The organism is Dactylosporangium sp. NPDC049140 (assembly GCF_040648435.1).
In genome coordinates this window covers 96,683-122,526 of sequence record NZ_JBEZDS010000039.1, presented here as the reverse complement: position 1 = coordinate 122,526, position 25,844 = coordinate 96,683, and the positions used below count along the sequence as shown (strand labels likewise).

At 72.0% G+C, this 25,844-nt stretch carries 20 protein-coding genes; 18 read left to right on the top strand and 2 right to left on the bottom strand.

Annotated features, from left to right (window positions below; translation table 11 throughout):
- Both AB0B76_RS42495 and AB0B76_RS42490 read right to left on the bottom strand, forming a co-directional pair.
- Nucleotides 1-245, bottom strand: a 245-nt coding sequence (locus AB0B76_RS42495; protein ID WP_360386569.1) for a sigma factor, incomplete at its 3' end; no start/stop codon positions are given.
- A 297-nt stretch (nt 246-542) separates the two neighbouring features.
- Nucleotides 543-2,243, bottom strand: a complete 1,701-nt coding sequence (locus AB0B76_RS42490; RefSeq protein ID WP_360386566.1) for an RICIN domain-containing protein — start codon at nt 2,241-2,243, stop codon at nt 543-545.
- Between the two features lie 753 nt (nt 2,244-2,996).
- Here AB0B76_RS42490 and AB0B76_RS42485 point away from each other — a divergent pair.
- From AB0B76_RS42485 to AB0B76_RS42400, 18 genes are all read left to right on the top strand, one after another.
- On the top strand, nt 2,997-3,767 hold the full coding sequence (locus AB0B76_RS42485) for an IclR family transcriptional regulator (protein ID WP_360386564.1): 771 nt from the start codon (nt 2,997-2,999) through the stop codon (nt 3,765-3,767).
- A 179-nt stretch (nt 3,768-3,946) separates the two neighbouring features.
- Nucleotides 3,947-5,419, top strand: a complete 1,473-nt coding sequence (locus AB0B76_RS42480) for an aldehyde dehydrogenase family protein (RefSeq protein ID WP_360386561.1) — start codon at nt 3,947-3,949, stop codon at nt 5,417-5,419.
- A gap of 5 nt (nt 5,420-5,424) precedes the next feature.
- Nucleotides 5,425-6,498 (top strand): glycine betaine/L-proline ABC transporter ATP-binding protein, encoded by a 1,074-nt coding sequence (locus tag AB0B76_RS42475; RefSeq protein ID WP_360386558.1) that lies wholly within the window; start codon nt 5,425-5,427, stop codon nt 6,496-6,498.
- Nucleotides 6,498-8,504, top strand: coding sequence for an ABC transporter permease subunit (locus tag AB0B76_RS42470; protein WP_360386556.1), 2,007 nt, complete (start codon nt 6,498-6,500; stop codon nt 8,502-8,504). The genes AB0B76_RS42475 and AB0B76_RS42470 overlap by 1 nt, the downstream gene beginning before the upstream one ends.
- Nucleotides 8,505-8,532: 28 nt before the next feature.
- Nucleotides 8,533-9,513, top strand: a complete 981-nt coding sequence (locus tag AB0B76_RS42465) for an ABC transporter substrate-binding protein (RefSeq protein ID WP_360386582.1) — start codon at nt 8,533-8,535, stop codon at nt 9,511-9,513.
- Nucleotides 9,514-9,622: 109 nt separating this feature from the next.
- Nucleotides 9,623-12,046, top strand: coding sequence for an FAD-dependent oxidoreductase (locus AB0B76_RS42460; RefSeq protein WP_360386554.1), 2,424 nt, complete (start codon nt 9,623-9,625; stop codon nt 12,044-12,046).
- Nucleotides 12,043-13,257 carry a sarcosine oxidase subunit beta family protein gene (locus AB0B76_RS42455; protein ID WP_360386551.1) on the top strand — a complete coding sequence of 405 codons (1,215 nt, stop codon included), beginning with the start codon at nt 12,043-12,045 and terminating at the stop codon, nt 13,255-13,257. Before AB0B76_RS42460 ends, AB0B76_RS42455 begins: the two co-directional genes overlap by 4 nt.
- Nucleotides 13,258-13,272: 15 nt before the next feature.
- Nucleotides 13,273-13,542 (top strand): sarcosine oxidase subunit delta, encoded by a 270-nt coding sequence (locus AB0B76_RS42450; RefSeq protein WP_360386548.1) that lies wholly within the window; start codon nt 13,273-13,275, stop codon nt 13,540-13,542.
- A complete protein-coding gene (locus AB0B76_RS42445) occupies nt 13,539-16,388 on the top strand; it encodes a 2Fe-2S iron-sulfur cluster-binding protein (RefSeq protein ID WP_360386546.1) in 2,850 nt (949 codons plus the stop codon). The genes AB0B76_RS42450 and AB0B76_RS42445 overlap by 4 nt, the downstream gene beginning before the upstream one ends.
- Nucleotides 16,378-16,944 carry a sarcosine oxidase subunit gamma family protein gene (locus AB0B76_RS42440; RefSeq protein ID WP_360386544.1) on the top strand — a complete coding sequence of 189 codons (567 nt, stop codon included), beginning with the start codon at nt 16,378-16,380 and terminating at the stop codon, nt 16,942-16,944. Before AB0B76_RS42445 ends, AB0B76_RS42440 begins: the two co-directional genes overlap by 11 nt.
- Nucleotides 16,941-17,255, top strand: coding sequence for a bifunctional 3-phenylpropionate/cinnamic acid dioxygenase ferredoxin subunit (locus tag AB0B76_RS42435; RefSeq protein WP_360386541.1), 315 nt, complete (start codon nt 16,941-16,943; stop codon nt 17,253-17,255). Before AB0B76_RS42440 ends, AB0B76_RS42435 begins: the two co-directional genes overlap by 4 nt.
- Entirely contained in the window at nt 17,252-18,433 is a 1,182-nt protein-coding gene (locus AB0B76_RS42430; protein WP_360386538.1) for an FAD-dependent oxidoreductase, read from the top strand. Before AB0B76_RS42435 ends, AB0B76_RS42430 begins: the two co-directional genes overlap by 4 nt.
- The gene (locus AB0B76_RS42425) at nt 18,430-19,575 is read left to right on the top strand and encodes an aromatic ring-hydroxylating dioxygenase subunit alpha (RefSeq protein ID WP_360386535.1); all 1,146 of its coding nucleotides are present in this window, start codon (nt 18,430-18,432) and stop codon (nt 19,573-19,575) included. Before AB0B76_RS42430 ends, AB0B76_RS42425 begins: the two co-directional genes overlap by 4 nt.
- Nucleotides 19,572-21,236 carry a choline dehydrogenase gene (gene betA / locus AB0B76_RS42420; RefSeq protein ID WP_360386532.1) on the top strand — a complete coding sequence of 555 codons (1,665 nt, stop codon included), beginning with the start codon at nt 19,572-19,574 and terminating at the stop codon, nt 21,234-21,236. The genes AB0B76_RS42425 and betA overlap by 4 nt, the downstream gene beginning before the upstream one ends.
- A gap of 618 nt (nt 21,237-21,854) precedes the next feature.
- Nucleotides 21,855-22,862, top strand: coding sequence for a methylenetetrahydrofolate reductase C-terminal domain-containing protein (locus AB0B76_RS42415; protein WP_360386530.1), 1,008 nt, complete (start codon nt 21,855-21,857; stop codon nt 22,860-22,862).
- An 80-nt stretch (nt 22,863-22,942) separates the two neighbouring features.
- Nucleotides 22,943-24,154, top strand: a complete 1,212-nt coding sequence (locus AB0B76_RS42410; protein WP_360386527.1) for an amidohydrolase family protein — start codon at nt 22,943-22,945, stop codon at nt 24,152-24,154.
- A 31-nt stretch (nt 24,155-24,185) separates the two neighbouring features.
- Nucleotides 24,186-24,938, top strand: a complete 753-nt coding sequence (locus AB0B76_RS42405) for an ABC transporter ATP-binding protein (protein ID WP_360386525.1) — start codon at nt 24,186-24,188, stop codon at nt 24,936-24,938.
- Nucleotides 24,935-25,789 (top strand): ABC transporter permease, encoded by an 855-nt coding sequence (locus AB0B76_RS42400; protein WP_360386522.1) that lies wholly within the window; start codon nt 24,935-24,937, stop codon nt 25,787-25,789. Before AB0B76_RS42405 ends, AB0B76_RS42400 begins: the two co-directional genes overlap by 4 nt.
- Nucleotides 25,790-25,844: the final 55 nt, after the last annotated feature.

Genomic DNA, 25,844 nt, shown 5'->3' with positions numbered 1-25,844 from the left:
AGCCGGCGGATCCGGTTGCGGGCCAGGTTGACGAGTACCCCACGCGCGTACCCGACCGGGTTGTCCGCCGCGACCACCCGGTCCCAGTACCGCCAAACCTCCAGCAGCGCATCCGCGGCCAGGTCATCAGCCACCACTGCCTCACCGGTCACCAGGTATGCCAGGCGCGCCAGCTCCGCGTGATGCGCCTCAAAGAAGGAGTGGAAGGCGTGCTCGTGCCCGGCCGCCATGGCCGCCTCCGTCATCGCGTTGGCCTCCGTGCCAGCCAGCTATGGAACCCTGATGCCCAGATCGCCGGTCACCACGGCTTGAACAGTGGTCTCGGGCCACCCGACGCCGGAACGTAACAGCGCGTGCCACGAGCGTCAAGGCGTCGCGCGGCCGTCGCCGGCCCACCATGAGCCGCACGGCACGCGCGCGAGCCTGAGCAGGGGACGCCGTCCGGTACCGACCGCGGCCCCTGCCCGTGCCGACCACGCCCGGAAGCCGGAGGGCGGCGTTGCTCACACGCATCCGCTGGCCGACAGGCTGCGCACCTCCGCCTACTTGAGCGGTGTGCCGCCCGACTTGCGGTAGGCGATCGTCTTGCTGATCAGGTTTCCGCCGTCGGTCTCGACCGCTGTCTGTTCCTGCTGCCCTGCACCGAACAGCAGGCTGACGACGTGCGCGTTCGCCACCTGGTCCATGTGCGCGAAGAACCAATCCACCTTGTCGTCCTTGTAATGGTTGAGGGTGTTGTTCTGCGCCATGTTGCCTACGGGGATCTGCCACAAGACCACTGGCTTGCCCACGGACTCGGCCATCGTCTTGTAGAACTCCAGCGCGTCAGCGGCCTTCTGGTCGGTCCAGAAGGTGTTACGGCTGCCGTTGGCCGGCAGTGCGTACCAGCCCGCGTCGCGGTCTGACACGTCGACGACCAGGAAGTCGGCGTTCTGCGCCCCGAGGCTCGCGTAATCCTTGATGCACCCCTGCCTGTTGCTCGACCAGTCCCAGCAGGTCAGGTGCATCCCCACGGTGGTGTTCGGCGCATATCTGCGCGCCATCGCAATCAGGCAGCGGGAGAGTCCGGCGGCGCTGTTCTCCTGCGATCCGCAATCCGTCGGATTCGCGGCCGTGACCTGCGCGGCAACCTTGTGCGGATCGCCGAGCGACCGGACATAGCCCCAAAAATCAGGCTCAATATCGATCATGTCGGGCGAGTTGCCGATCTTCTGGAGGAAGAAACGGTAGTCGTTCATGTACCGGGTGAGCAGGTCAACCTTGTTGATGGCCACGACCTCGCCCGGACCGTCGGGCTGGCCGGCCAGATCCCCAAGGTCGCGCAACGAGTACCAAGTCCAGAACATCTTCTGCGGGTGCGGGCTGCCCTTGTACGTCGCCTTGGCCACCTGGGCGTCCCACCAGGTCACGTAATAGCCAGGCGGCGTGGTGCTGCCGGGCCAGCAGCCCCACCAGTCCTTCCACGCATCCTTGCACAGCGAAGCCGTGTAGGACTCCGATGAGGGGGCGGGGTGGCTGTGCACGTAGGCGTATCGCACGTCGAACGGCGCGGCGGTCGCCGAGGCGTCATTCATCGAACCGCCGATGAGCACCGTGCTACTGCCCATGAACCGTACCGCCGAGCCGCCGCCGCCACCGGCCGCGGGAGACGACGGCGCCGACGGGCGCGTGCTGGTGGAAGGCTGGCTCGTGGCGCCGCCGGCGCTGCTCGTAGCGCCGCCGGCGCTGCCCGTGGCCGGCGTGCTGACGCGTCCGGCGGGGACGAGTTGCCACTGCTGGTTGGCGCCGCCCCAGTCCCGGTACTGCACGACCTTGCCCCCGTCGGCCTTGGAGGCGCCGTGGACCTCGACGGCCATGCCGCTGAAGCGATTGATCAACCGCACGTAGCCACCCGACGACTCCGCCACCTGGAACTGCTGGTTGCTGCCGTTCAGATCGCTCCACTGCACGAGGTCGGTGCTGGGGGCCTTCGACCAGTTGTAGTCGTCCAGGATCTTGCCGGAGTGCCGGTTCTGCAACCGGAAGTATCCGCCACCCGCGTCGATGAACCGCCACCGCTGGTTGTCCCCGCCGTGCCGGGCCCACTGCACCAGCCCCGCACCATCGTTCGTGGCGTAGTCGCGGTCGTCGAGGACCTTGCCGCTGTTGCGGTTGACCAGCACGTACCACGAGTTGACATCCACGGTTTCCGCTGATGCCCGCATTGCGCTGACCAGGACGACGGAGCCGGCCACGACGGCCATGACGACGGCAGCCGCCCAGGCACCCCGACACGAGAAGAGCCGATGGCCACGAAACGTCACTGTTCGTCTCCTCGTGACGCCTGCGCGGAATGACCAGCGACTGCCGCGAGCGTGGCCGCCGACGCGGCGGGCACCAGCGCGACGCGCCACCGCTGACGTGTGTGTGCGTGGGGCATGTCGATGCGCTCCTTCAGGCGTTTGCACATAACCGGACCACCTGTCCGGACGGCATTGAGTGGTCCGGAGGGCCGGAAAGGTTGCCCGGCACCGCGAAGATTCACCGTGTCCGGGTGCACCAGCAGCCGTACTCGGCGCAGCACGTCGTGCGGCAGCCGGTGCAGCAGGGCCGCCAGGAACGCCCGATCACTCGCGTCGAGCCGCACCTTTTCGTTGCCCAGCCGGCGTCCAGCAACCGGGTCAACATCTCCGACACCCCCACACCGGCCCTCACCAGGGCAGATGGAGTTTCGGCAAGCGCAATGCCACGCGCATCAGCGCGATGCCGGCCAACGATCGCAGCCACAGGTGAGAGGAGAGTTGCCGTTCCTGGAAGTGTTGATCATCACTTCGACGCGTGCGCGTCGCACGCTGCCAGGCCGGCCGCCTGGAAGTGTCCACCGTCGCGGGCCCACCAGACACAACCACCTCCGGCCGCCCCGGCTCAACGACGCGGGCGATGCGCCCTGCCGCCTTCGCGATCGCACCGATGGTTCCGCGTCCACGAGTACGCGCGGCGGGACATACTGTTGCTCTATGGGCAACAGTTCGCACAACGGCTCGCCGGTCCAGTCGGTGGATCGCGCGGTCACGGTACTGGAGATTCTGGCCCGTGCGGGCGAGGCCGGGGTCACCGAGATCGCCGCGGAGCTCGGAGTGCACAAGTCCACCGCGTTCCGGCTGGTGACCGCGCTGGAGAACCGTGGCCTGGTGGCCCAGAACGTCGACCGGGGCAAGTACCGGCTCGGCATGGGCATCCTGCGCCTGGCCGGCGCCACCACCGCCCGCCTCGACCTGGTGCAGGAGAGCCGGCCCGTGTGCGAGGCGCTGGCGCGGGAGGTCGGCGAGACGATCAACATCGCGGTGTTGGCGGACGGCGCGGCGCTGTACGTGGACCAGGTCGCCGGGCCGTCGGCGCTGCAGACCCGCAACTGGGTGGGCCAGCGGCTTGCGCTGCACGCCACCTCCAACGGCAAGGTGCTGCTCGCGTACCTGGCGCCGCACCTGCTTGCCGAGTGCCTCGCCCGGCCGCTGGAGCGGTACACCGATCACACGCTGGTCGACGCGGTCCGGCTGGAGGCCGAGCTGGTCGACGCGCGCGCCCGCGGCTACGCCACGACCGTCGACGAGCTGGAGATCGGCCTGACCGCCGTCGCCGCGCCGGTGCGCAACCTGGACGGCGCGGTGGTGGCGGCGGTGAGCGCGTCCGGCCCGAGCTTCCGGCTGACCCCGCTGCGGGTGCCCGAGGTGGCCGAGGCGGTACGACGCAGCGCCGACGAGGTCTCCCGCCGGCTGGGCGCGCACTGACGTCGCGGGACGCTCCCGAAACCTCGCCACCACGTTTCGGCGAGGTAGACGATCGCTCACGACTCTTTGAAAGCCTTGACTGTCGATGTCTGCCGGGCGGACACTGTCGCGCATAGCACGGCGAGTTGCGCCCTATGCAACACCACCGCGGAGACGCGCGCCCCGGACATCGAGGTCTCATGCCGGAACTGTTCATCGCAGGCAAGTGGACGCAGTCCTCGGGAGGCGGACGGCGCGACATCGTCTGCCCGGCCGACGGCCGGCACGTCGCCACGGTTGACGAGGCCGGCCCGGCCGACACCGAGGCCGCCATCGCCGCCGCGCGGGCCGCCTTCGACGAGGGCCGGTGGCCGTCAACACCCGCGGCCGAACGCGGTGCCATGCTGCTCCGCGTCGCCGACCTGCTCATGCGCGACCGCGACGAGATCGCCCGGGCCGAGTCGCTGGACACCGGCAAACGGCTGGTCGAGAGCGAGTACGACGTCGCCGACGCGGCGGCCGTGTTCCGCTACTACGGCGGCCTGGCAGGCACCGACGCGGGCCGCGTCGTCGACACCGGCAACCCGGATGCGATCAGCCGGATCGTGTACGAGCCGGTCGGCGTCTGCGGGCTCATCACGCCATGGAACTACCCGCTGCTGCAGGCCTCGTGGAAGGTCGCGCCGGCCCTGGCGGCGGGCAACACGTTCGTGCTCAAGCCGAGCGAGCTGACACCGTCGACCGGCATCCTGCTGGTACACCTGCTGGAGGAGGCCGAAATCCCGCCCGGCGTGGCCAATCTCGTGCTCGGCGCCGGTCCCGCGGCGGGCGCGCCGCTGGCCACGCACCCCGACGTCGACCTGGTGTCGTTCACCGGCGGGCTGGCCACCGGCCGGCGGGTCATGGCCGCCGCAGCCGACACGGTGAAGAAGGTCGCGCTCGAGCTGGGCGGCAAGAACCCCAACGTGGTTTTCGCCGACGCCGACGTCGAGACCGCACTCGACTACGCGCTGACCGCCGTGTTCCTGCACTCGGGCCAGGTCTGCTCGGCCGGCGCGCGACTCGTGGTGCAGGACGGCCTGCACGACGACTTCGTCGCCGAACTGGCCGCGCGGGCCGGCCGGATCCGGCTCGGCGGCCCGTTCGACCCGGACGCCGAGGCCGGTCCGCTCATCTCGGCGGCGCACCTGGCCAAGGTCGAGGCGTACGTCGCGACGGGCCTGGCCGAGGGCGCCCGGCTCGTCTGCGGCGGCCGGCGCGAGGGCGAGCTCGGGCACTTCTACCGCCCGACGATCCTCGACGGCTGCCACACCGGGATGCGGGTGGTGCAGGACGAGTCGTTCGGCCCGGTGCTCACCGTCGAGCGGTTCCGGACCGAGGACGAGGCGGTCCGCATCGCCAACGACACGATCTACGGCCTCGCCGGCGCGGTGTGGACGCAGGACGCCGGCAAGGCCCAGCGGGTCGCGGCGCGGCTCCGCCACGGCACCGTCTGGATCAACGACTACCACCCGTACGTCCCGCAGGCGGAGTGGGGCGGCTTCAAGCGCTCCGGCGTCGGGCGGGAGCTGGGGCCGAGCGGCCTGGCCGAGTATCGCGAGACCAAGCACATCTGGCAGAACGTCCGGCCGCGGCCGCAGCGGTGGTTCGGATCCGAACCAGAGGGACGGTGAGGCGCATGTCCGTGCTCCAGGTGCCCGTACAGGGCGCCGAGCAGCAGCTCGAACCGGTCTTCGCGGTCAAGGGACTGTGGAAGATCTTCGGACCCCGGGCCGAGAAGATCATCGGCCGGCCCGAGGCCGACCTGCGCGGCGCGGAACTGATGGCCCGGACCGGGTGCGTCGCCGCGGTCCGGGACGTCTCCTTCGACGTGCGGCCCGGCGAGGTGTTCGTCGTCATGGGGCTGTCCGGCTCGGGCAAGTCGACGCTCATCCGGTGCCTGACCCGGCTGGTCGAGCCGACGGCCGGGCAGATCCTCCTGCACGGTGAGGACATCCGCGAGGCGGGCGCCGGCGAGCTGCGCGAACTGCGCCGGCACCGCTTCTCGATGGTGTTCCAGCACTTCGGTCTGCTGCCGCACCGCCGGGTCCTGGACAACGTCGCGTACGGGCTGGAGGTGCGCGGCGAGAGGAAGGCGCAGCGGCGAGCCCGGGCACAGCAGATGGTCGACCTGGTCGGGCTGACCGGCTGCGAGCAGTTGTACCCCGACCAGCTCTCCGGCGGCATGCAGCAGCGCGTCGGGCTGGCCCGCGCCCTCGCCGTCGATCCGGAGATCCTCTTCTTCGACGAGCCGTTCTCCGCGCTCGACCCGTTGATCCGCCGCGACATGCAGAACGAGGTCATCCGGCTGCACCGTGAGGTGGGCAAGACGATGGTCTTCATCACGCACGACCTGGGCGAGGCGCTCAAGCTCGGCGACCGCATCCTGGTGATGCGCGCCGGCGAGATCGTCCAGATCGGACGGCCGGACGAGGTGGTCGGCGCGCCGGCCGACGACTACGTGCGCGACTTCGTCCGCGACGTGCCCCGCTCCGACGTGCTCACGCTGCGCTGGATCGCCAGGCCCGCGACGCCGGACGATCCGCTGGACGGTCCGGTGCTCGCCGCCGACGTGGTCATCCGCGACGCGGTCCGTGCCGTGCTCGGCGCGGACCGCCCGATCCGGGTGCGGGACGGCGAGGAGGTTATCGGGGTGGTCGGCGCGCCGGAGATCCTGGCCGTGATCGCCGCGGAACGGGCGGGGGAGGGCTGATGGCCACCGCCGAGCTGAGCGTGCCGCGGCGCCGGCTCGCCCGTCTGGACCCGCGCTGGGGCGTGCCGGTCGTCCTGGCCGTGTGGCTCCTGCTGTGGGTCGTCCTGCGCGGGCACGCCACGCTCGCGCTCGACAACGCCGAGCTGACCTCGGTGCATCTGCGGCTGAACCGGCTCAACGACGCGATCGGCGCGAGCCGGGACTCCAACCCGGTCTTCGTGTACTTCCTCAACGACATCCGCTCGGCGATCGACGCCTTCGTCACATTCATCCAGCACCTCATCAGCCAGCCGAGCGCCGATCGCCCGGTGCCGCAGATCGGCTGGCTCGGCGTCGTGGCGATCGCTACGACCCTCGCCTACGGGTTCGGCACCTGGCGCGTCGCGCTGCTCACCGCCGCCGGCTTCGTGCTCTTCGGCCTGCAGGGGCTGTGGCAGGAGAGCATGGACACGCTCGCGCTGACCCTCGCCACGGTGCTGCTGACCGTGCTGTTCGGACTGCCGCTGGGCATCTGGGCCGGCGTGAACCGCCGGGTCGACGCGGTGGTCACCCCGGTGCTCGACTTCATGCAGACGATGCCGTCGTACGTGTACCTGGCGCCGCTGGCGCTGTTCTTCCTGATCGGGCCGGCGTCCGCGGTCATCGCGACGTTCATCTACGCGATACCGCCGATCATCCGGATCACCGCGCACGGCATCCGCGACGTCGACGAGTCGACCGTCGAGGCCGCCCGGGCGATGGGCTCCACCCGATGGCAGATCCTCACCCGGGTGCAGCTGCCGATGGCGAAGCGGACCATCGTGGTGGGCCTGAACCAGACCATCATGGCGGCGCTGTCGATGGTGACCATCGCAGCGCTGATCGCCGCGCCCGGCGTCGGGCAGACCATCATCCGCGCGCTGACGACGCTCAAGGTCGGGGTGGCGTGCAACGCCGGGCTCGCGATCGTCGTCATGGCGATCGTCCTGGACCGCACGACGACGGCCGCGAGTCAGCGGGCCCGGACCCACCGCACCGACCGCCCAGGCCGCACAGGCCGCTTCTGGGGCAGGGCCTGGTTCGACCGCCGGCTCGCCGTGCTCGCCCTGACGGCGGTGACGATCGTCTGCGTGTACCTCTCGCACACGTACGTGTGGGCCGCCTCGTTCCCCGCCACCGCCCCGGACCTGGGCGGGAGCATCGTCAGCGCGGTGGACTCGGCCACGGACTGGGTGCAGCTGCACCTCGCCGGGGTCACCGGCGCGGTCAAGGACGTCATCAGCTACGGCCTGCTCAACCCGCTGCAGGCGGTCCTGGCCGAGGGGCCGTGGTACCTCACCGGCTCCGCCGTCGTGCTGCTGTCGCTGCTGCTCGGCGGGCGGGTCGCGGCCCTCGTCACGGCCGGCTGCCTGGGGCTGATCGTCGCCCTCGGTGTCTGGTACGACGCCATGTTCACGCTCGCGGCCACGCTGGTCGCCACGGTCATCGTGATGCTCCTGGGCGTGGTCGTCGGCGTGTGGATGGCCCGCAGCGCCGCCGCCGACCGGGTGATCCGGCCGGTCCTGGACGCCGGCCAGACCATGCCGGCGTTCGTCTATCTCGTGCCGTTCCTCGGCCTGTTCGGGGCGAGCCGGCTGACCGCGATCACCGCGGCGGTCGTGTACGCCGCGCCGGCCGCCATCAAGCTCGTCGCCGACGCCGTGCGGGGCGTGTCGCACTCCGCCGTCGAGGCCGCCACCGCTTCCGGGTCGACGACCTGGCAGGTCATCACCAAGGTCCAGCTGCCGATGGCGCGGCGCGGTCTCGCCCTGGCCGCCAACCAGGGGGTCATCTACGTCCTGGCCATGGTCGTGGTCGGCGGCCTCGTCGGCGCCGGCGCGCTCGGCTACGACGTCGTCGCCGGCTTCGCGCAGATCAGCCTGTTCGGCAAGGGCCTGGCCGCGGGGGCCGCGATCGTCCTGCTCGGGGTTCTGCTGGACCGGACCGCGCGGGCGGCCGCCAACCGGACCGGGCGGGCACACCACTGAGGACGACAGAAGGAGGAGATCGAGCGTGCTGAGTTCGGTGTCGAGTACGGCGAAACGGTCGGTCCGGGGGGTGGCGCTCACCGCGGTCGTGGCCCTGGCGCTCGCCGGCTGCGGTGGCGAGAAGATCGGTGGTGGCGCTGCGGCCGCCAGCGGCAGCGCCAAGCCCTGTGGCACGGTCAACCTCGCGATGAACGCCTGGGTGGGCTACACGGCCAACGGCGCGGTGCTCGGGCAGGTCCTCAAGGACCGGCTCGGGTGCACCGTGGTGGAGAAGAACATCGACGAACAGGTCTCCTGGCAGGGCTTCGGCACCGGCGAGGTGGACGTGATCATGGAGAACTGGGGTCACGAGGACCTGGCGAAGAAGTACATCACCGAGCAGAAGGTGGCCGTCGACTTCGGGCCGACCAAGAACACCGGCTACATCGGCTGGTACGTGCCGCCGTGGCTGGCCAAGCAGTACCCGGACATCACCAAGTGGGAGAACCTCAACAAGTACGCGGAGCTGTTCAAGACCTCCGAGTCCGGCGGCAAGGGCCAGATCCTGGACGGCGACCCGTCGTTCGTCACCAACGACGCGGCGCTGGTCACCAACCTGAAGCTGAACTACAAGGTGGTCTACGCGGGCAGCGAGACCGCGCTGATCCAGGCGTTCCGGCAGGCCGAGGCGCAGAAGAAGCCGGTCATCGGCTACTTCTACGAGCCGCAGTGGTTCTTCAGCGAGCTCAAGCTGGTACGCGTCGAACTGCCGCCCTACACCGCGGGGTGCGACGCCGACCCGCAGAAGGTCGCGTGCGGCTACCCGCCGTACACGCTGAACAAGGTCGTGAGCAAGAAGTTCGCCGACTCGGGCAGCCCGGCGGTGGCCGTGGTGAAGAACTTCAACTGGACCAACGACGACCAGAACCTGGTCGCCCAGGACATCTCGGTGAACAACCTGACGCCGCAGGCGGCGGCGAAGAAGTGGATCGACGCCAACCCCGACAAGGTCAAGGCCTGGCTCGGTTAGGCAGCGTTCGGCCGGCGGTCGCCGCGCCCTTGACGGGCGTGGCGACACGACTGAAAATTGTTGCGTAATACGGTGTGCGTTGCGCAATACGAAACAAGGAGGAGGTGCCATGCCTCGGGTCGTCATCATCGGCGCCGGCATCGTCGGGTGCGCCCTCGCCGACGAGCTGACCGCGCGCGGCTGGACCGACCTCACCGTCCTGGACCAGGGGCCCCTGTTCGCCACCGGCGGCTCCAGTTCGCACGCGCCGGGGCTGGTGTTCCAGACCAACGGCGCCAAGACGCTGGCGGACTTCGCGCAGTACACGGTGCGCAAGTACCTCGCGCTGGGCTGCTTCAACCAGGTCGGCGGCCTGGAGTTGGCCACGACACCGCAACGCCTCGCGGAGCTGCACCGCCGGCACGGCTGGGCCACCGCGTGGGGGATCGAGGCGGCGGTCATCCCGCCGGAGGCCTGCGCCGACCTGCACCCGCTCATCGCGGCGGACCGCGTGCTCGGCGGGCTGTACGTGCCCAGCGACGGCCTCGCCCGCTCCGTCGCCGCCGGCGAGGCGCAGGCCCGCGCGGCGCAGGCCCGCGGCGCGACGTTCCTCGGCGGCCACGAGGTGCTCGACGTGCGGGTCACCGGCGGACGGGTCCGCGCGGTCGTCACCGCCCAGGGCGACTTCCCCGCCGACGTCGTGGTCTGCTGCGCCGGCATCTGGGGCCCGCGCGTGGCCCGCATGGTCGGCATGACGCTGCCGCTCACGCCCCTGGCGCACCAGCTGGCGTGGACCGGCCAGGTCCCTGCGCTCGCCGGGCAGACCGCCGAGGCGAGCCACCCGATCCTGCGCCACCAGGACCGCGACCTGTACTACCGGGAGCGCTACGACCGCCTCGGCATCGGCTGGTACGGCCACCGTCCGCTGCCGATCGACGCGTACGACATCGTCGCCGTGGACGCGGCCGAGACGATGCCGTCGATGCTGCCGTTCACCGAGGCCGACTTCGCCCCCGCCTGGCAGCACACCCTGCAGCTGCTCCCGTCGACGCGGGAGGCGAAGCTGGACACCGGCTTCAACGGGCTCTTCTCCTTCACGCCCGACAACATGCCACTGATGGGCGAGTCCGCGCAGGTCGGCGGCTTCTGGGTCGCCGAGGCGGTCTGGGTGACGCACTCCGCGGGCGTGGCACGCGCCGTCGCCGAGTGGCTCGTCGACGGCGCCGCCACCACGGACCTGCACGACTGCGACGTCAACCGGTTCGAACCGCACCAGCGCGGCCCCGAATACGTGCGCATGCGCGACTGCCAGAACTACGTCGAGGTGTACGACATCATCCATCCGCTGCAGCCGATGCAGGCGCCGCGGCCGCTGCGGACCAGCCCGTTCTACCCGCGGCAGCAGGAGCTGGGCGCGTACTTCCTGGAGGCGTCCGGCTGGGAACGCCCACAGTGGTACGAGGCGAACGCCGGCCTGCTCGACGGCCGTGACATCCCGCAGCCCAACGCGTGGGCGGCCCAGCACTGGTCGCCGATCGTCGGCGCCGAGGCACAGGTCACCCGCGAGCGGGTCGCGCTGTTCGACATGTCGGCGCTCAAGCGCATCGAGGTGAGCGGGCCGGGCGCGCTGGCGTTCCTGCAGCGGCTGAGCACCGGCCAGTTGGACAAGTCCGTCGGCTCGGTCACCTACTGCCTGCTGCTCGACGAGCGCGGCGGGATCCGCAGCGACGTCACCGTCGCCCGCGTCGGCCCCGACGAGTTCCAGGTCGGCGCCAACGGCAACCTCGACCTGGACTGGCTCAACCGGCGGGCGGCCGGGACGGGCGACGGGGCGCCGGGCGTCGTCGTTCGCGACGTCACCGCCGGCACGTGCTGCGTCGGGGTGTGGGGGCCGCTCGCCCGGCAGCTCCTGCAACCGCTCACGAGCACCGACCTGTCCAACGACGGGCTGCGCTACTTCCGCGGCACCCGCACGTACGTCGGCACGGTGCCGGTCACCGCGCTGCGACTGTCCTATGTGGGCGAGCTGGGCTGGGAGCTGTACACCACCGCGGATCTCGGGCTGAAGCTGTGGGACACGCTGTGGCAGGCCGGGCAGCACCTCGGCGTCATCGCCGCTGGCCGGGGCGCGTTCACCAGCCTCCGCCTGGAGAAGGGGTACCGCGCGTTCGGCGTGGACATGACGCCCGAGCACGACCCGTACGAGGCGGGCCTCGGCTTCGCGGTCCGCATGGACAAGGGCGACTTCGTCGGCCGGTCGGCCCTCGACGGGCGCGACGAGCCCGACCGGAAGTTGACCTGCCTCACCATCGAGGACCCGGTCCAGGTGGTGCTCGGCAAAGAGCCGGTCTACCACGGGCAGCGCTGCGTCGGCTACGTCACGAGCGCCGCGTACGGCTACACGATCGGCCGCGGCATCGCCTACGCGTGGCTGCCGGCCGACCTGTCGGTGCCCGGCACGGGCGTGCAGATCGGCTACTTCGACGAGCGCGTCGACGCGGTCGTGAGCGCGGAGCCGCTGTTCGACCCGGGCATGCAGCGGCTGCGATCATGACGGCGCCGACCGAACCGCCGGCCTTCCTGTGGGCCGAGCCCGAGCTCCGGCGCGGATACGACGTCGTCATCGTCGGCGCCGGCGGGCACGGCCTGGCCACCGCGTACTACCTGGCCCGCAACCACGGCATCACGAACGTCGCGGTGCTGGAGCGCGGCTGGCTCGCGGGCGGCAACATGGCCCGCAACACCACGATCATCCGCTCCAACTACCTGTGGGACGAGAGCGCCGCGATCTACGAGCACTCGCTGCGGCTCTGGGAGACGCTCGCCGACGAGCTCGACTACGACATCCTGTTCAGCCAGCGCGGCGTGCTCAACCTCGCGCACAACCCGTCCGACGTCCGGGAAGGCCGGCGCCGGGTCAACGCCAACCGGCTCAACGGGATCGACGCCGAGTGGCTCACCCCGGCCGAGGTGCAGCAGCTCGTGCCGATCATCAACATCTCCGAGGACCTCCGGTACCCGGTCATGGGGGCCACCTACCAGCCGCGCGGCGGCATCGCCAAGCACGACTACGTCGCGTGGGCCTACGCGCGGGCCGCGCACCGCCGCGGCGTCCACCTCATCCAGAACTGCGAGGTGACCGGGTTCGTCCGCGACGGCGAACGGGTCACCGGCGTCACGACGAGCCGGGGAACGATCGAGGCCGGCCGGGTGGCGCTGTGCGCCGCCGGGCACACATCGGTGCTGGCCGCATCGCTCGGGTTCCGGCTGCCGCTGCAGAGCCACCCGCTGCAGGCGCTCGTGAGCGAACTGCTCGAACAGGTGCTCAACACGGTCGTCATGTCCAACGCCGTGCACGTCTACGTGTCGCAGGCGCACAAGGGCGAGCTGGTGATGGGCGCCGGCATCGACGCGTACAACGGCTACGGCCAGCGCGGCTCGTTCCACGTCATCGAGCACCAGCTCGCCGCCGCGGTCGAGCTGTTCCCGATCTTCGCCCGCGCGCACGTGCTGCGGACCTGGGCCGGCATCGTCGACGTGTCGCCGGACGCCTCGCCCATCCTCGGGCTCACCCCGGTCGAGAACCTCTTCATCAACTGCGGCTGGGGTACCGGCGGGTTCAAGGCGACGCCGGGCGCCGGCTCGGTCTACGCCGCCACGATCGCCGCCGGTCGCCCCCACCCGCTCGCCGCACCGTTCACCCTCGAACGGTTCAGCACCGGTGCGCTGGTCGACGAGCACGGCGCCGCTGCCGTGGCGCACTGAGGGGAGGGATCGCCGATGCTGTCCATTCCGTGCCCCTGGTGCGGACACCGCGACGAGACCGAGTTCCGCTACGGCGGGCAGGCCGGCGTCGCCTACCCGCCGGACCCGATGGCGCTGCCGGACACCCAGTGGGCCGAGTACGTCTTCATGCGGGACAACCCCAAGGGATGGTTCGCCGAGCGGTGGTGCCACACGGCCGGCTGCCGCCGCTGGTTCACCGTCACGCGGCACACCGTCTCGAACGAGATCCAGCCCGCCGGACCCGCCACCGGAGACCTGCGATGACCGCGGCGGAACCGTTCCGGCTGCCGGCCGGTGGCCGCATCGACCGGACCCGCGTCGTCACGCTGCGCTTCGACGGCCGGGAGTACCCGGCGCACCCCGGCGACACCCTCGCCTCGGCGCTGCTGGCCAACGGCGTGCGGACCGTCGCCCGCGGCCCGTACACGGGTCGCCCGCGCGGCGTCGCCGACCTCGGCCCGGCCGAACCGCACGCGTTCGTCCAGGTCGACAGCGGTCCGGGTGAACCGATGGCCCGCGCGACCACCCTCGAGGTCTACGACGGCCTGATCGCCCGGTCCCTCGCTGGCAGGGGCGAGCTGCCGGACACCCCGGACTCCTCGCGGTACGACAAGACCTGGATCCACGTCGACGTGCTCGTCGTCGGTGGCGGACCGGCCGGGCTGACCGCCGCACTCGCCGCCGGCCGGACCGGCGCCCGCGTCCTGCTCGCCGACGAACAACCGGAGCTCGGCGGTGCGCTGCTGGCCGAGCGGCCCTCGCCGGCGCTGGACAGGGTGCCGGCGATGGCCGCCGAGCTGGCCGCGCTGCCCGACGTGCGGGTGCTCAACCGGACGGCCGTCACCGGCGCGTACGACCACAACTTCCTCGTCGCGGTGCAGCGGCGCACCGAGCATCTTGGCGACGCCGCACCGGCGCACGTGGCGCGGCAACGGCTCTGGCACATCCGCGCGCGCCGCGTCATCCTGGCCACCGGCGCGCACGAGCGCCCGATCCTCTTCGCCGGCGGGGACCGGCCCGGTGTCATGCTGGCCGGCGCCGCCGTCGGGTACGCCTGGCGCTACGGGGTGCGCACCGGCCGGCGCGCGCTCGTGTTCGGCGCCCACGACGGCGCGCTGCGCGACGCGCTGGACCTGCTCAACATGGGCGTGGAACTGGCCGGTGTCCTCGACGCTCGCGCCGGCGCGCAGGGGCCGCTCATCGAGGCGCTGCGGGGCGGGGGAGTGCCGGTCTGGACCGGGTACGGCGTCACCGGCACGGACGGCGACACCGGCGGCGTGCTCACCGCGGCGCACGTGGCGCCCATCGACGGGCACGGCGCGCCGTGCGGTCCGGCACGGCGGATCGAGTGCGACCTCCTCGCCGTGTCCGGCGGCTGGAACCCCAACGTGCACCTGTACAGCCAGGCCGGCGGGCGCACCACCTGGTCCGACGCCGTCGCGGCGTTCGTGCCCGGCACGGCCGTCGACGGGCACCGCTCGGTCGGCGCGGCCAACGGCACGTTCGACCCGGCCGAGGCGATCGCCGAGGGCGAGGCCGCCGGTCACGGGGCGCCGCCGCGCCCGCGGGCGACGCCGGTGGCGACGGGCGCCGGGGCGACCACTGGGCCGGCCGCGCTGTGGCTGGTCGAACCGGGGCCCGGGCGGGAGGACCAGGTCTTCGTCGACGCGCACCGCGACGCGACCCTGCACGACCTGCGCCGGGCCGTCGGCGCGGGGATGAGCTCCAGCGAGCACGTCAAGCGGTACACCACCATCGGCACCGGCGCCGACCAGGGCCGGTCCACGGGCGTGGCCGGTGCCGGCGTGCTCGCCGCGACCCTCGGCCGGCCGGTCGGCGAGCTCGGCACCACCACCCACCGGCCGCCGGCCACACCGATCGCGTTCGCACTGCTCGCCGGCCGGGACCGCGGCCAACTGCTCGACCCGGTGCGCCGGACCCCGATCCACGAATGGCACGAGGCGAACGGCGCGGTCTTCGAGGACGTCGGGCAGTGGAAGCGCCCCTGGAGCTACCCCCGGCCCGGCGAGGACCTCGACGCCGCGGTGCTGCGCGAGTGCCGCGCCGCCCGCGAGGGCGTGGCGATGATGGACGTCAGCACGCTCGGGAAGATCGACCTGCAGGGCCCCGACGTCGGGGTGCTGCTGGACCGGATCTACACCAACAGGTTCTCCTCGCTCGCCGTCGGCCATTGCCGGTACGGCGTGATGTGCCGCCCGGACGGGATGATCTTCGACGATGGGGTGACCGCCCGGCTCACCCCGGACCGGTATCACCTGACCACCACCACCGGCAACGCGGCCGCGGTGCTCGACTGGCTCGACGAGTGGCTGCAGACCGAGTGGCCGGACCTGCGCGTGCACGCCACCTCGGTCACCGAGCAGTGGGCGGCGGTGGCGGTCGTCGGGCCGCGCGCCCGCGACGTCGTGCGGGTCCTCGCTCCCGACCTCGACGTGTCGGCCGAAGCGTTCCCGTTCATGACGGTGCGTGCGGCGACGCTGCAGACCGCGGACGGTGGCCTGCCGGCGAGGATCTTCCGGATCAGCTTCACCGGCGAGCTCAGCTACGAGATCAACGTGCCGGCGTGGCACGGCCTCGCGCTGTGGCAGGCGGTGCACGCGGCCGGCGCGCCCTACGGCATCACCCCGTACGGCACCGAGGCGATGCACGTCCTGCGCGCCGAGAAGGGGTTCATCATCGTCGGGCAGGACACCGACGGCACCGTCACCCCGGCCGACGCCGGCCTCGGCTGGGCGGTGTCGACAGCGAAGCACTTCATCGGCGAGCGGTCGTTCCAGCGCGCCGACACCGCCCGCGCCGGCCGCAAGCAACTCGTCGGGCTGCTCCCGGCCGACCCGGACACCGTCGTCGCCGAGGGCGCACAACTGGTGGCGGGCATCCCGCCACCGATCCCGGCGGCGATGCTCGGGCACGTCACCTCCAGCTACCGCAGCGCCACGCTGGGCCGGACGTTCGCGCTCGGCCTGCTCGCCGGCGGGCTCGACCGGCGGGGCGAGACCCTGTTCGCGGTGTCGGACGGGCAGGCCCATCCGGTCGTCGTGGTCGAGCCGGTGTTCTACGACAAGGAGGGCGCACGCCGTGACGGCTGACGTCCACAGTGGACCGCACCCGCGCCGCAGTCCCCTGGCGCACCTCGCGGGCCAACTCGCCGCGACCGGCAGCGCGGCGACGGTACACCTGCAGGAACTCGCGTTCCTGCAACAGCTGGAGGTGCGCGTCGAGCCCGGTGGTGCCGCCGCGGCCCGGCTGGCCGCCGTCGCCGCCACCCGCACCCTGCTGTGGCTCGGCCCGAGCTGGCACCTGCTCGTCGACGAGCCCGGCGAGCCGCTGGAACCGTTGCTGCGCAGCGAACTGGGCGACGAGCACTACGCGGTCGTCGATGTCTCCGCGGCGCGTACCGTGCTGCAGCTCGCCGGCCCGTGCTCGCGCGACGTGCTCGCCCACGGCTGCTCGCTGGACCTGCACCCGGAGGCGTTCGCCGTCGGCGGGTGCGCGCAGACCAACCTGGCCAAGGCGCAGGTCGTGCTGCACCGGCCCGGACCGGACCACTACTACGTGTTCGTGCGCGCCTCGTTCGCCGACTACCTGGCCCGCTGGCTGCTCGACGCGATGGTCGAATACGTGACGGCGGGGGTACCGGCATGATCGCGGTGTGCGCCCTCGCAGCGCTGGCGCCCGGCGAAGCCCGGCGGCTCGACGTCGACCCGCCGATCGCGGTGTTCCGCACGGAGGGCGGCGACGTGTACGCGATCGACGACACGTGCACCCACCAGGACGCGTCCCTCGCCGACGGCTGGCTGGAGGGGTGCGAGGTCGAGTGCCCGCTGCACGCCTCGCGGTTCGACCTGCGCACCGGCCGGGTCGACGCGCCGCCGGCGAAACGGCCGGTGCGCACCCACCGGGTCGACGTGGTCGACGGCACCGTGTACGTGACGCCGTCGGTGAGCGCGCCGTGAAACGGATCGTCGTCGTCGGCGCCTCGCTGGCGGGCCTGTGCACCGCCCGCGCCCTGCGAGCGTACGGCTTCGACGGCGAGCTCGTGCTCGTCGGCGCCGAGGCGCACCGCCCCTACGACCGGCCGCCGCTGTCCAAGGAGTTCCTGGCCGGGCAGTACACCGAGGAGGACCTGACCCTGGAGGGCGACGAGGAGGACCTCTCGGCACGCTGGCTGCTCGGGCGGGCGGCGACCGGACTCGACCCGGCGTCGCGAACCGTCCACCTCGACGGCGGCGCCACGTTGCCGGCCGACGGCGTCGTCCTGGCCACCGGTGCCGTCGCGCGCGAACTGCCGGGCCACCCCCGGACCGGGCGGCCGCCGGGCGTGCACACGCTGCGGACGCTCGAGGACGCCCGGGCACTGCGCGCCGACCTGGCGTCGGCGCGCCGCCTCGTCATCGTCGGCGCCGGCTTCATCGGCGCCGAGGTCGCCTCGACCGCCCGCACGATAGGCGTGGACGTCACCGTGGTCGAGGCGCTGCCGACGCCGCTGGCCGCCCCGCTCGGCGTCGCGATGGGCGCGGCGGTCGCGGCCCTGCACGCCGACCACGGCACGACGCTGATCTGCGGCGTCGGCGTGGACCGCCTCACCGCCGGCGGCACCGGGCACGTCAAGGGCGTGGACCTGCGCGACGGCCGGCACCTGCCCACCGACGTGGTGGTCGTCGGCGTCGGCAGCCGCCCGGCGGTCGACTGGCTGGCCGGCTCCGGCCTGACCGTCGAGGGGGGCGTGCGCTGCGACGCGCACGGCGCGACCGGTGCGCCCGGGATCGTGGCGGTCGGCGACTGCGCCAGCTGGTACGACCCGGACCTGGGTGTCCACCACCGCACCGAGCACTGGACCTCGGCGCGCGAGCGGGCCAGGACGGCCGCGGCCACGCTGCTCGGCGCGGCACCACCCGCCCCGACGCCCGCGTACTTCTGGTCCGACCAGTACGGCGTCCGGATCCAGTTCGCCGGGCACGCGCTCGCCGGCGACGACGTCGGCATCGAGGACGGCGACGTGGCCGGCCGCAGCTTCCTGGCGGTGTACCGGCGCGCAGGGCGCCCGGTCGCCGTCCTCGGCATGAACCGCACGCCGGCCTTCTCCCGTTGGCGACGCCGGCTCGCTGCCCCACTCCCCTTGGAGGCGCCGTGACCCTCAGCCTGCCACCCAGTCTCATCGCCACGCTGCCGGGCAACGCGTACACCGACCCGCAGGTGTTCGCCCAGGAGCAGGAGCGCATCTTCGAGGCGATGTGGTTCTGCGCGGCCAGATCCGACGAGCTGGCCGCGCCGGGCGCGTTCCGGACCGTCCAGGTCGGCCGCGAGAGCATCCTGGTCACCCGGGCCCGCGACCAGTCCGTGCGGGCGTACTTCAACGTCTGCCGGCATCGCGGCGCCCGGCTGTGCCCGGAACCGAGCGGCACGGTGCAGCGGGCGTTCCGGTGCTACTACCACGCGTGGACCTACGACCTCGGCGGCCGCCTGATCGCGGCCCCCAACCTGACGAAGATGGCCGATATCGACCGCGACGCCTACGGCCTGGTGCCGGTCCACGTCCGCGAATGGCTCGGGTACGTGTGGCTCTGCCTCGCCGACGTGCCACCGTCGTTCGAGGAGACGGTCATCGGCGCGGTGACCGAGCGCCTCGGCGACCCGGCCGCCATCGAACGGTACGGCATCGAGCAACTGGCCCTCGGCCGCCGGATCGTCTACGACGTCAAGGCGAACTGGAAGCTCATCGTCGAGAACTTCATGGAGTGCTATCACTGCGCGACCATCCACCCGGAACTGGTCGAGGTGCTCCCCGAGTTCGCCGACGGCTACGCGGCGCAGTACTTCGTCGGGCACGGCGCGCAGTTCGGCGACGGCATCGAAGGGTTCACGGTCGACGGCTCACCCGGGCTCGACCGGATCCCGGGCATCGCGCCGGAGCAGGACCGCCGCTACTACGCGGCCACCATCCGGCCGCAGGTGTTCCTCAACCTGGTGCCCGACCACGTGATCCTGCACCGGATGTTCCCGCTCGCCGCCGACCACACCATCGTCGAGTGCGACTGGCTCTACCTGCCCGGCGTCGTGCAGGCCGGCACGGACATCGAGCACTCGGTCGAGCTGTTCCACCGGGTCAACCTGCAGGACTTCGAGGCATGCGAGCGATGCCAGCCGGCGATGAGCTCCCGCATGTACGCGCGGGGCGGCGTGCTGGTCCCCAACGAGCACCACATCGGCGACTTCCACGCCTGGATCACGGCGAAGATCAACACGGAGACCGACGCAGGGCCGGGCGCGCGATGACCGACGTCGACTTCGTCATCGTGGGTGGCGGATCGGCCGGCAGCGTGCTGGCCAACCGGCTCTCCGCCGACCCCGCGCACCGGGTGCTGGTCCTGGAGGCCGGCCGGTCCGACTACCCGTGGGACGTGTTCGTCCACATGCCGGCGGCGCTGACCTTCCCGATCGGTAGCCGGTTCTACGACTGGCGGTACTCCTCGGAACCGGAGCCGATGCTGCACGGGCGCCGGATCTACCACGCCCGCGGCAAGGTGCTCGGCGGATCGAGCAGCATCAACGGCATGATCTTCCAGCGCGGCAACCCGCTGGACTACGCGCGGTGGGCCGCCGCCCCGGGCATGGCCGCCTGGGACTACGCGCACTGCCTGCCCTACTTCCGGCGGATCGAGACGTGCCTGGCCGCCGAGCCGGACGACGCGTTCCGCGGCCACGACGGCCCGCTGGTGCTGGAGCGCGGACCGGCCGGCAACCCCCTGTTCCAGGCCTTCTTCGCCGCCGTGCAGGAGGCCGGCTATCCGCTCACCGACGACGTCAACGGCTACCGGCAGGAAGGGTTCGCGCCGTTCGACCGCAACGTCCACCGCGGACGGCGGCTCTCCGCGGCCCGCGCCTACCTGCACCCGGTGATGCGGCGACCGAACCTGCGGGTGCGGACCCGAGCGTTCGTGACGCGGGTGCTGTTCGAGGGCACCCGTGCCGTCGGCGTCGAGTACCGGCGCGGCGGCACGGTCAGGCAGGTCCGCGCCGGCGAGGTCATCCTGTGCGGCGGCGCCATCAACTCCCCGCAGCTGCTGCAGCTGTCCGGCGTCGGCAACGCCGCGGAGCTGGCCGCGCTCGGCATCGACGCGGTCGCGCACGTGCCGGGCGTCGGCGAGAACCTCCAGGACCACCTGGAGGTCTACGTCCAGCACGCCTGCACGCAGCCCGTCTCGATGCAGCCGAACCTGCAGCGGTGGCGCTACCCGTGGATCGGCTTCCGCTGGCTGTTCCTGCGCGCGGGCCCCGGCGCGACGAACCACTTCGAGGGCGGCGGGTTCGTCCGCGGCAACGACGAGGTCGCCTACCCGAACCTCATGTTCCACTTCCTGCCGCTGGCGGTGCGCTACGACGGCTCCGCCCCGGCCGGCGGTCACGGGTACCAGGTGCACGTCGGCCCGATGTACTCCGACGCGGTGGGCTCGGTCAAGATCAGGAGCACCGATCCACGGATGCCGCCGGCGCTGCGCTTCAACTACCTGTCCACCGAGAAGGACCGGCGGGAATGGGTCGAGGCGATCCGCGTGTCGCGGCACATCCTCGGGCAGCCGGCGCTGCGCCGGTACGACGGGGGAGAGCTCTCGCCCGGCCCCGCCGTGGAGACGGACGAGCAGATCCTGGACTGGATCGGCCGGGAGGCGGAGACGGCGCTGCACCCGTCGTGCTCGTGCCGGATGGGCACCGACGAGCAGGCGGTCGTCGACCCGTCGAGCCTGAGGGTGCACGGCGTCGACGGCCTGCGCGTGGTCGACGCCTCGGTCATGCCGTACGTCACCAACGGCAACATCTACGCGCCGGTGATGATGCTCGCCGAGAAGAGCGCCGACCTCATCCTCGGCAACACCCCGCTCGCGCCCGCCGAGGTCGAGTTCTACCAGCACAGGGTCGCGGACCGGCGGCAAGCATGATCGTCATTACGGGCCATCGAATCGTTACCGACACTCCCGCCCGGCCGCAATGTCCAGGCCATCTGGGTCGTGCCGGCGCCGGTCGGCGGACCGTACACGCTGCGGCTGGTCGACCTGGACCGCTACAGCGGGCAGCCGCACGGCTCAGCCGACATCAAGCTCACGGTTCCGTCGGCCACGCCATCCAGCTCAACGTCGAAACGAGCGCGCACAGGCCGCACCATGACCTGGTCGGTCGCGCGTCCTGAGCCTGGCGGAGGAGGTCGACCGACTGCTGCGGGTCGAGTGCGAGGCGGACGAAGACCTCGTCGAGCGCCGGGTCGGTCCGGCGCGCGTGCTCGGGCCCTTGAGCTCGACCGACCCGCAAAGCGCCCGGATCCGGCCCGGGTAGGCACGGGTAAAGCCGGAAAGGAGTCGCTGGGTGGTTGCCGGATGTCCACGTCCGAGTGGCCCGGCCGGTCACCCGGTCGGGCGATGCGGGCGGCCCCTTGCGTTCCCGCAAGAGGCAGTGCCAGGCCTCCACCGTGCAGCACGGGCGGGTGAGGCGCCGGCGGCGTGGAAACGCAAGTGTCATGGGAGCGAAACCGTCGATGTCGTCAAGACCACGAGATTGTTGATGTGGCGAACATCGTGTCGGCCGCCTGGGAGGTCGCCCGAGCGGCCTGTCCCAAGCACATGGCACACGGCCCCTGCGCCGGCGTGTCGGACTCCGGCATGTGCGAGGTGCCGTCGTTCGGCCCCTGCCCGTACACCGGCGCGTGGCCGTTCCCGATCGCGTTGGAGCCGGCCGCACGCCGGGAAAGCGCGAGGCCGTTCGTCCTCACCGACCTGCCGGCCGCGCCGTTGGACGCCGCGAGCCTGCGGGCGAGCGCGCGCATCCTCTCCGGTTCGGCCGACGCGTTCCTGCTCGGCGACCACGGCGCCGAACGGGTCCAGTTCCCGCCGTCGTACCGCGCCCGCCTCCTTGCCGACGAGGGCGTCGCCGCCTGGCCGGGCGTCAACTGCCGCGACCGCAACCGCGTCGCGCTCGAAGGGGAGCTTGCCGCCTGCGCGGACGCGGGGGCCGCCGGGGTGCACTGCGTGACCGGCGACCATCCGGCGCTCGGCCACCGCCCCGACGCGATGCCGGTGTTCGACCTCGACTCCACCGATCTCACCGCCCTGGCCCGCCGGGAGGGGCTGCGCGTGTCGGTGGCCCACGCCCCGGCGAGCCCGCCGGCCGGGCTGCGGCTGCCGCGCCTGCTCACCAAGGTCGCCGCCGGCGCCGACGTCGTCGTGGTCGACCACTGCGGCGGCGCCGAGCCGGTCCAACGAGCGGTCGACGCGTTGCGGGGCGCGGGGTTCGCCGGGACGGTCCTCGCCTGCGTTCCCGTCGCCACGGATGCGGTTTCCGCAGATGTACTGGCCGGCTTCGCCGCCGGCCGGCTCCCGCCCGGCTACCTGGCGGGCCTGTTCGAGGCCCCGGACCAGCGTGTCGCCGGCATCGACGCGGCGATCTCGCTCGCCCGCGAGCTGCTTGCGCACCCCGGCGTCGACGGCGTCAACCTGTCGGCCGGCACCCGGGCCGGCCACGAGCTCGCCACCGCGCGCGACCTGGCCACGATCGGACGGGAGCTGCGCCCATGACCGGTCCGGAGCGAAGCGGAGGGGCCGGGCATCATGGGCTCAGCTCGGAGGTCGTGCGGCCGGAGCGAAGCGGAGGTCGCATGACCTGGCTGCGCAACGCGACGTTGCCCGACGGACGTCAGTGTGACGTCCGGCTGGCGGACGGCACCATCTCGGCCGTGGTACCGCCGGCAGGTTTGGACGACGGCGATGCCGACCTCACCGGCTACGTACTGCTGCCGTCGTTCGTGGAGCCGCACGCCCATCTCGACAAGGCGCTCACCGCCTCGCAGGTCGACAACCCGACCGGCGACCTGCTCGGGGCCATCCGCGCGATGCAGGCCGCCGCGGACCGTTTCACCAAGGCCGACATCGCCAGGCGGGCCGACAAGGCCCTGCGGGTCATGCTCGCCCACGGCACGACGGCGGTCCGCAGCCACGTCAACGTCGGCTCCACGATGGGCATGCGCGCGCTCGAGGCTCTCGTCGAGGTTCGCGCGGCGTGGGCCGGCACCGTGGACCTGCAGCTCGTGGCGCTCGTCGGCAACCCGCTGGACGGTGCGGCCGGCGCCAACCTCCGCGATGCTCTGCGCAGCGGCGCCGACATCGCCGGCGGCTGCCCGCACCTCGACCCCATGCCGGACCGGGCCGTCGGCATCTGCCTCGACGCCGCCGGGGAGGCGGACAAGCCGATCGACCTGCACACCGACGAGACCTTGGACCCGTCGAAGCTGACCCTCGCCACCCTGGCCGGGCTGGTGCTGCGCACCGGGTTCGCGCACGGCGCCACCGCGAGCCACTGCGTGAGCCTGGCGGTGCAGCCGGTGGCGGTACAGCAGAAGGTCGCCGAGCTGGTGCGCGCGGCCGGGGTGGCGGTGGTCGCGCTGCCGCAGACCAACCTGTTCCTGCAAGGGCGCGACCGGCCGGTGGGCACGCCGCGCGGGCTGACCGCCGTGCACGCGCTGCAAGCCGCCGGGGCGCTCGTGGCGGCCGGTGGGGACAACCTGCGCGACCCGTTCCACCCGGTCGGCCGCGGCGACCCTCTCGAGGTCGCCGCGCTCATGGTTACCGCCGGCCACCTCAGCCCGGCCGCCGCCGTGGCCTCGGTGACGGCGGCCCCGCGGGCGGCGCTCGGCCTGCCGGCGGTCGCCGTCGAGGCGGGCGCGCCGGCCGACCTGGTGGCGCTGCGCGGTGAGGACCTCGTCGCCGCGCTCGGCGCCGCCGACCAGGACCGCCTCGTCTGGCGCGCCGGCCGCCTGGTCGCCACGACGACGGTGACCCGCACGCTGCACGCACCGCCCGCACCCGACTGACCACGAAGGCGAACTCGCTCGAAGGGACCCCATGCCCGTGACACTCGCGACGAAGACAGCACTGCAGTTCAGCAGCGTCGACAAGACGTTCAAGGATGGCACGGTGGCGTTGACCGGCGCCGACTTCGCCGTCGCGGCGGGCGAGTTCACCTCGATCGTCGGGCCGTCGGGCTGTGGCAAGAGCACCCTGCTGCGCATCGCCAGCGGGCTCGACGAGGCCACCGCGGGCCAGGTCCACGTCGGTGCCGACCGGCTCGGGTACGTCTTCCAGGATGCCACGCTCCTGCCGTGGCGCACCGTGCGGGCCAACGTGGAGCTGCTCGCCGAGCTGCACGGCCTGTCGAAGGCGGAGCGGCGCAAACGCTCGGCCGAGGCCCTCGAGCTGGTGGGGCTCACCGCATTCGCCAAGCACATGCCGCACGAGCTGTCCGGCGGTATGCGCATGCGGACGTCACTCGCCCGCTCGCTGACCCTGTCGCCCGACCTGTTCCTGTTCGACGAGCCGTTCGGCGCGCTCGACGAGATCACCCGGGAGCGGCTCAACGACGAGCTCTTGTCGTTGTTCCGCCTGCAGCGCTTCGCGGCGCTGTTCATCACCCACTCGGTGATGGAGGCGGTGTTCCTGTCGACCCGCGTGCTCGTCATGTCCGGCCGCCCGGGCCGGATCCTCGCCGACGTCGAGGTCCCGTTCGACTACCCGCGCGAGCCGTCGTTGCGCTTCGCACCGGAATTCGCGGCGCTGTGCGGTTCGATCTCCGCCCATCTCCGGGGAGCAAAGGCATGAGTGTCCTGGAAGCTTCCACCGACGTCGCCGTGACCAACGTCAGCGAGCTGCCGCCGCGGAGGCGCCGGCGGATGCGGCTGTGGCGCGCACTGCCGCCGATCGGCGTCTTCGCGCTGATCATCGGCGGCTGGTACACGATCTCCTACTACGTCCTGGACGACAGCCGCCGCTTCCTGCTTCCGCCGCCGCACCAGATCATCGACGTCGGATTCCTCGACCCGATCAACTTCCAGAACCTCATGCGCGGCCTGTGGCTCACCACCGAGGTCGCGCTGCTCGGCCTCGCGATCGCCATCGTGGTCGGGGTCGTCGGCGCGGTGCTCATGAGCCAGGCGAAGTGGCTGGAGCTGTCGCTGTATCCCTGGGCCGTCATCCTGCAGACCATCCCGGTCCTGGCGCTGGTGCCGCTGATCGCGCTCTGGACGGGGTTCGGCTTCCAGAGCCGGCTGCTGGTGTGCGTGCTCATCGCGCTGTTCCCGATCATCGCCAACACCCTCTTCGGCCTGCAGTCGGCCGACGCCGGGCTGCGCGACCTGTTCCGCCTGCACGGCGCCGGCCGGTTCACCCGGCTGTTCAAGCTGCTCTTCCCGGCCAGTCTGCCGGCCATGTTCGCCGGCTTCCGCATCTCGGCCGGCCTGTCGGTCATCGGTGCGCTCGTCGGCGACCTGTTCTTCAAGCAGGGGAAGCCGGGCCTCGGCATCCTCATCGACGTCTACCGCTCCCGCTTGCAGACCGAGCAGATGTACGCGGCCGTCTTCCTCGCCAGCCTGCTCGGCATCACGGTGTTCCTGTTCTTCGGCTGGCTGGGCCGGCGCGTCGTCGGCAAGTGGTACCAGGCCAGCCGCGGCTAAGTAGATTCCCACCCCCAGGGAGCGTGTACATGATTCGTCCCAAGTGGACAGCCTT

Excerpts from the sequence above, each read along its gene's own strand:
- AB0B76_RS42490 (WP_360386566.1), bottom strand. The coding sequence starts at position 2,243 with ATGGCCGTCGTGGCCGGCTCCGTCGTCCTGGTCAGCGCAATGCGGGCA.
- AB0B76_RS42485 (WP_360386564.1), top strand. The coding sequence starts at position 2,997 with ATGGGCAACAGTTCGCACAACGGCTCGCCGGTCCAGTCGGTGGATCGC.
- AB0B76_RS42480 (WP_360386561.1), top strand. The coding sequence starts at position 3,947 with ATGCCGGAACTGTTCATCGCAGGCAAGTGGACGCAGTCCTCGGGAGGC.
- AB0B76_RS42475 (WP_360386558.1), top strand. The coding sequence starts at position 5,425 with ATGTCCGTGCTCCAGGTGCCCGTACAGGGCGCCGAGCAGCAGCTCGAA.
- AB0B76_RS42470 (WP_360386556.1), top strand. The coding sequence starts at position 6,498 with ATGGCCACCGCCGAGCTGAGCGTGCCGCGGCGCCGGCTCGCCCGTCTG.
- AB0B76_RS42460 (WP_360386554.1), top strand. The coding sequence starts at position 9,623 with ATGCCTCGGGTCGTCATCATCGGCGCCGGCATCGTCGGGTGCGCCCTC.
- AB0B76_RS42455 (WP_360386551.1), top strand. The coding sequence starts at position 12,043 with ATGACGGCGCCGACCGAACCGCCGGCCTTCCTGTGGGCCGAGCCCGAG.
- AB0B76_RS42450 (WP_360386548.1), top strand. The coding sequence starts at position 13,273 with ATGCTGTCCATTCCGTGCCCCTGGTGCGGACACCGCGACGAGACCGAG.
- AB0B76_RS42445 (WP_360386546.1), top strand. The coding sequence starts at position 13,539 with ATGACCGCGGCGGAACCGTTCCGGCTGCCGGCCGGTGGCCGCATCGAC.
- AB0B76_RS42435 (WP_360386541.1), top strand. The coding sequence starts at position 16,941 with ATGATCGCGGTGTGCGCCCTCGCAGCGCTGGCGCCCGGCGAAGCCCGG.
- betA (WP_360386532.1), top strand. The coding sequence starts at position 19,572 with ATGACCGACGTCGACTTCGTCATCGTGGGTGGCGGATCGGCCGGCAGC.
- AB0B76_RS42410 (WP_360386527.1), top strand. The coding sequence starts at position 22,943 with ATGACCTGGCTGCGCAACGCGACGTTGCCCGACGGACGTCAGTGTGAC.
- AB0B76_RS42405 (WP_360386525.1), top strand. The coding sequence starts at position 24,186 with ATGCCCGTGACACTCGCGACGAAGACAGCACTGCAGTTCAGCAGCGTC.
- AB0B76_RS42400 (WP_360386522.1), top strand. The coding sequence starts at position 24,935 with ATGAGTGTCCTGGAAGCTTCCACCGACGTCGCCGTGACCAACGTCAGC.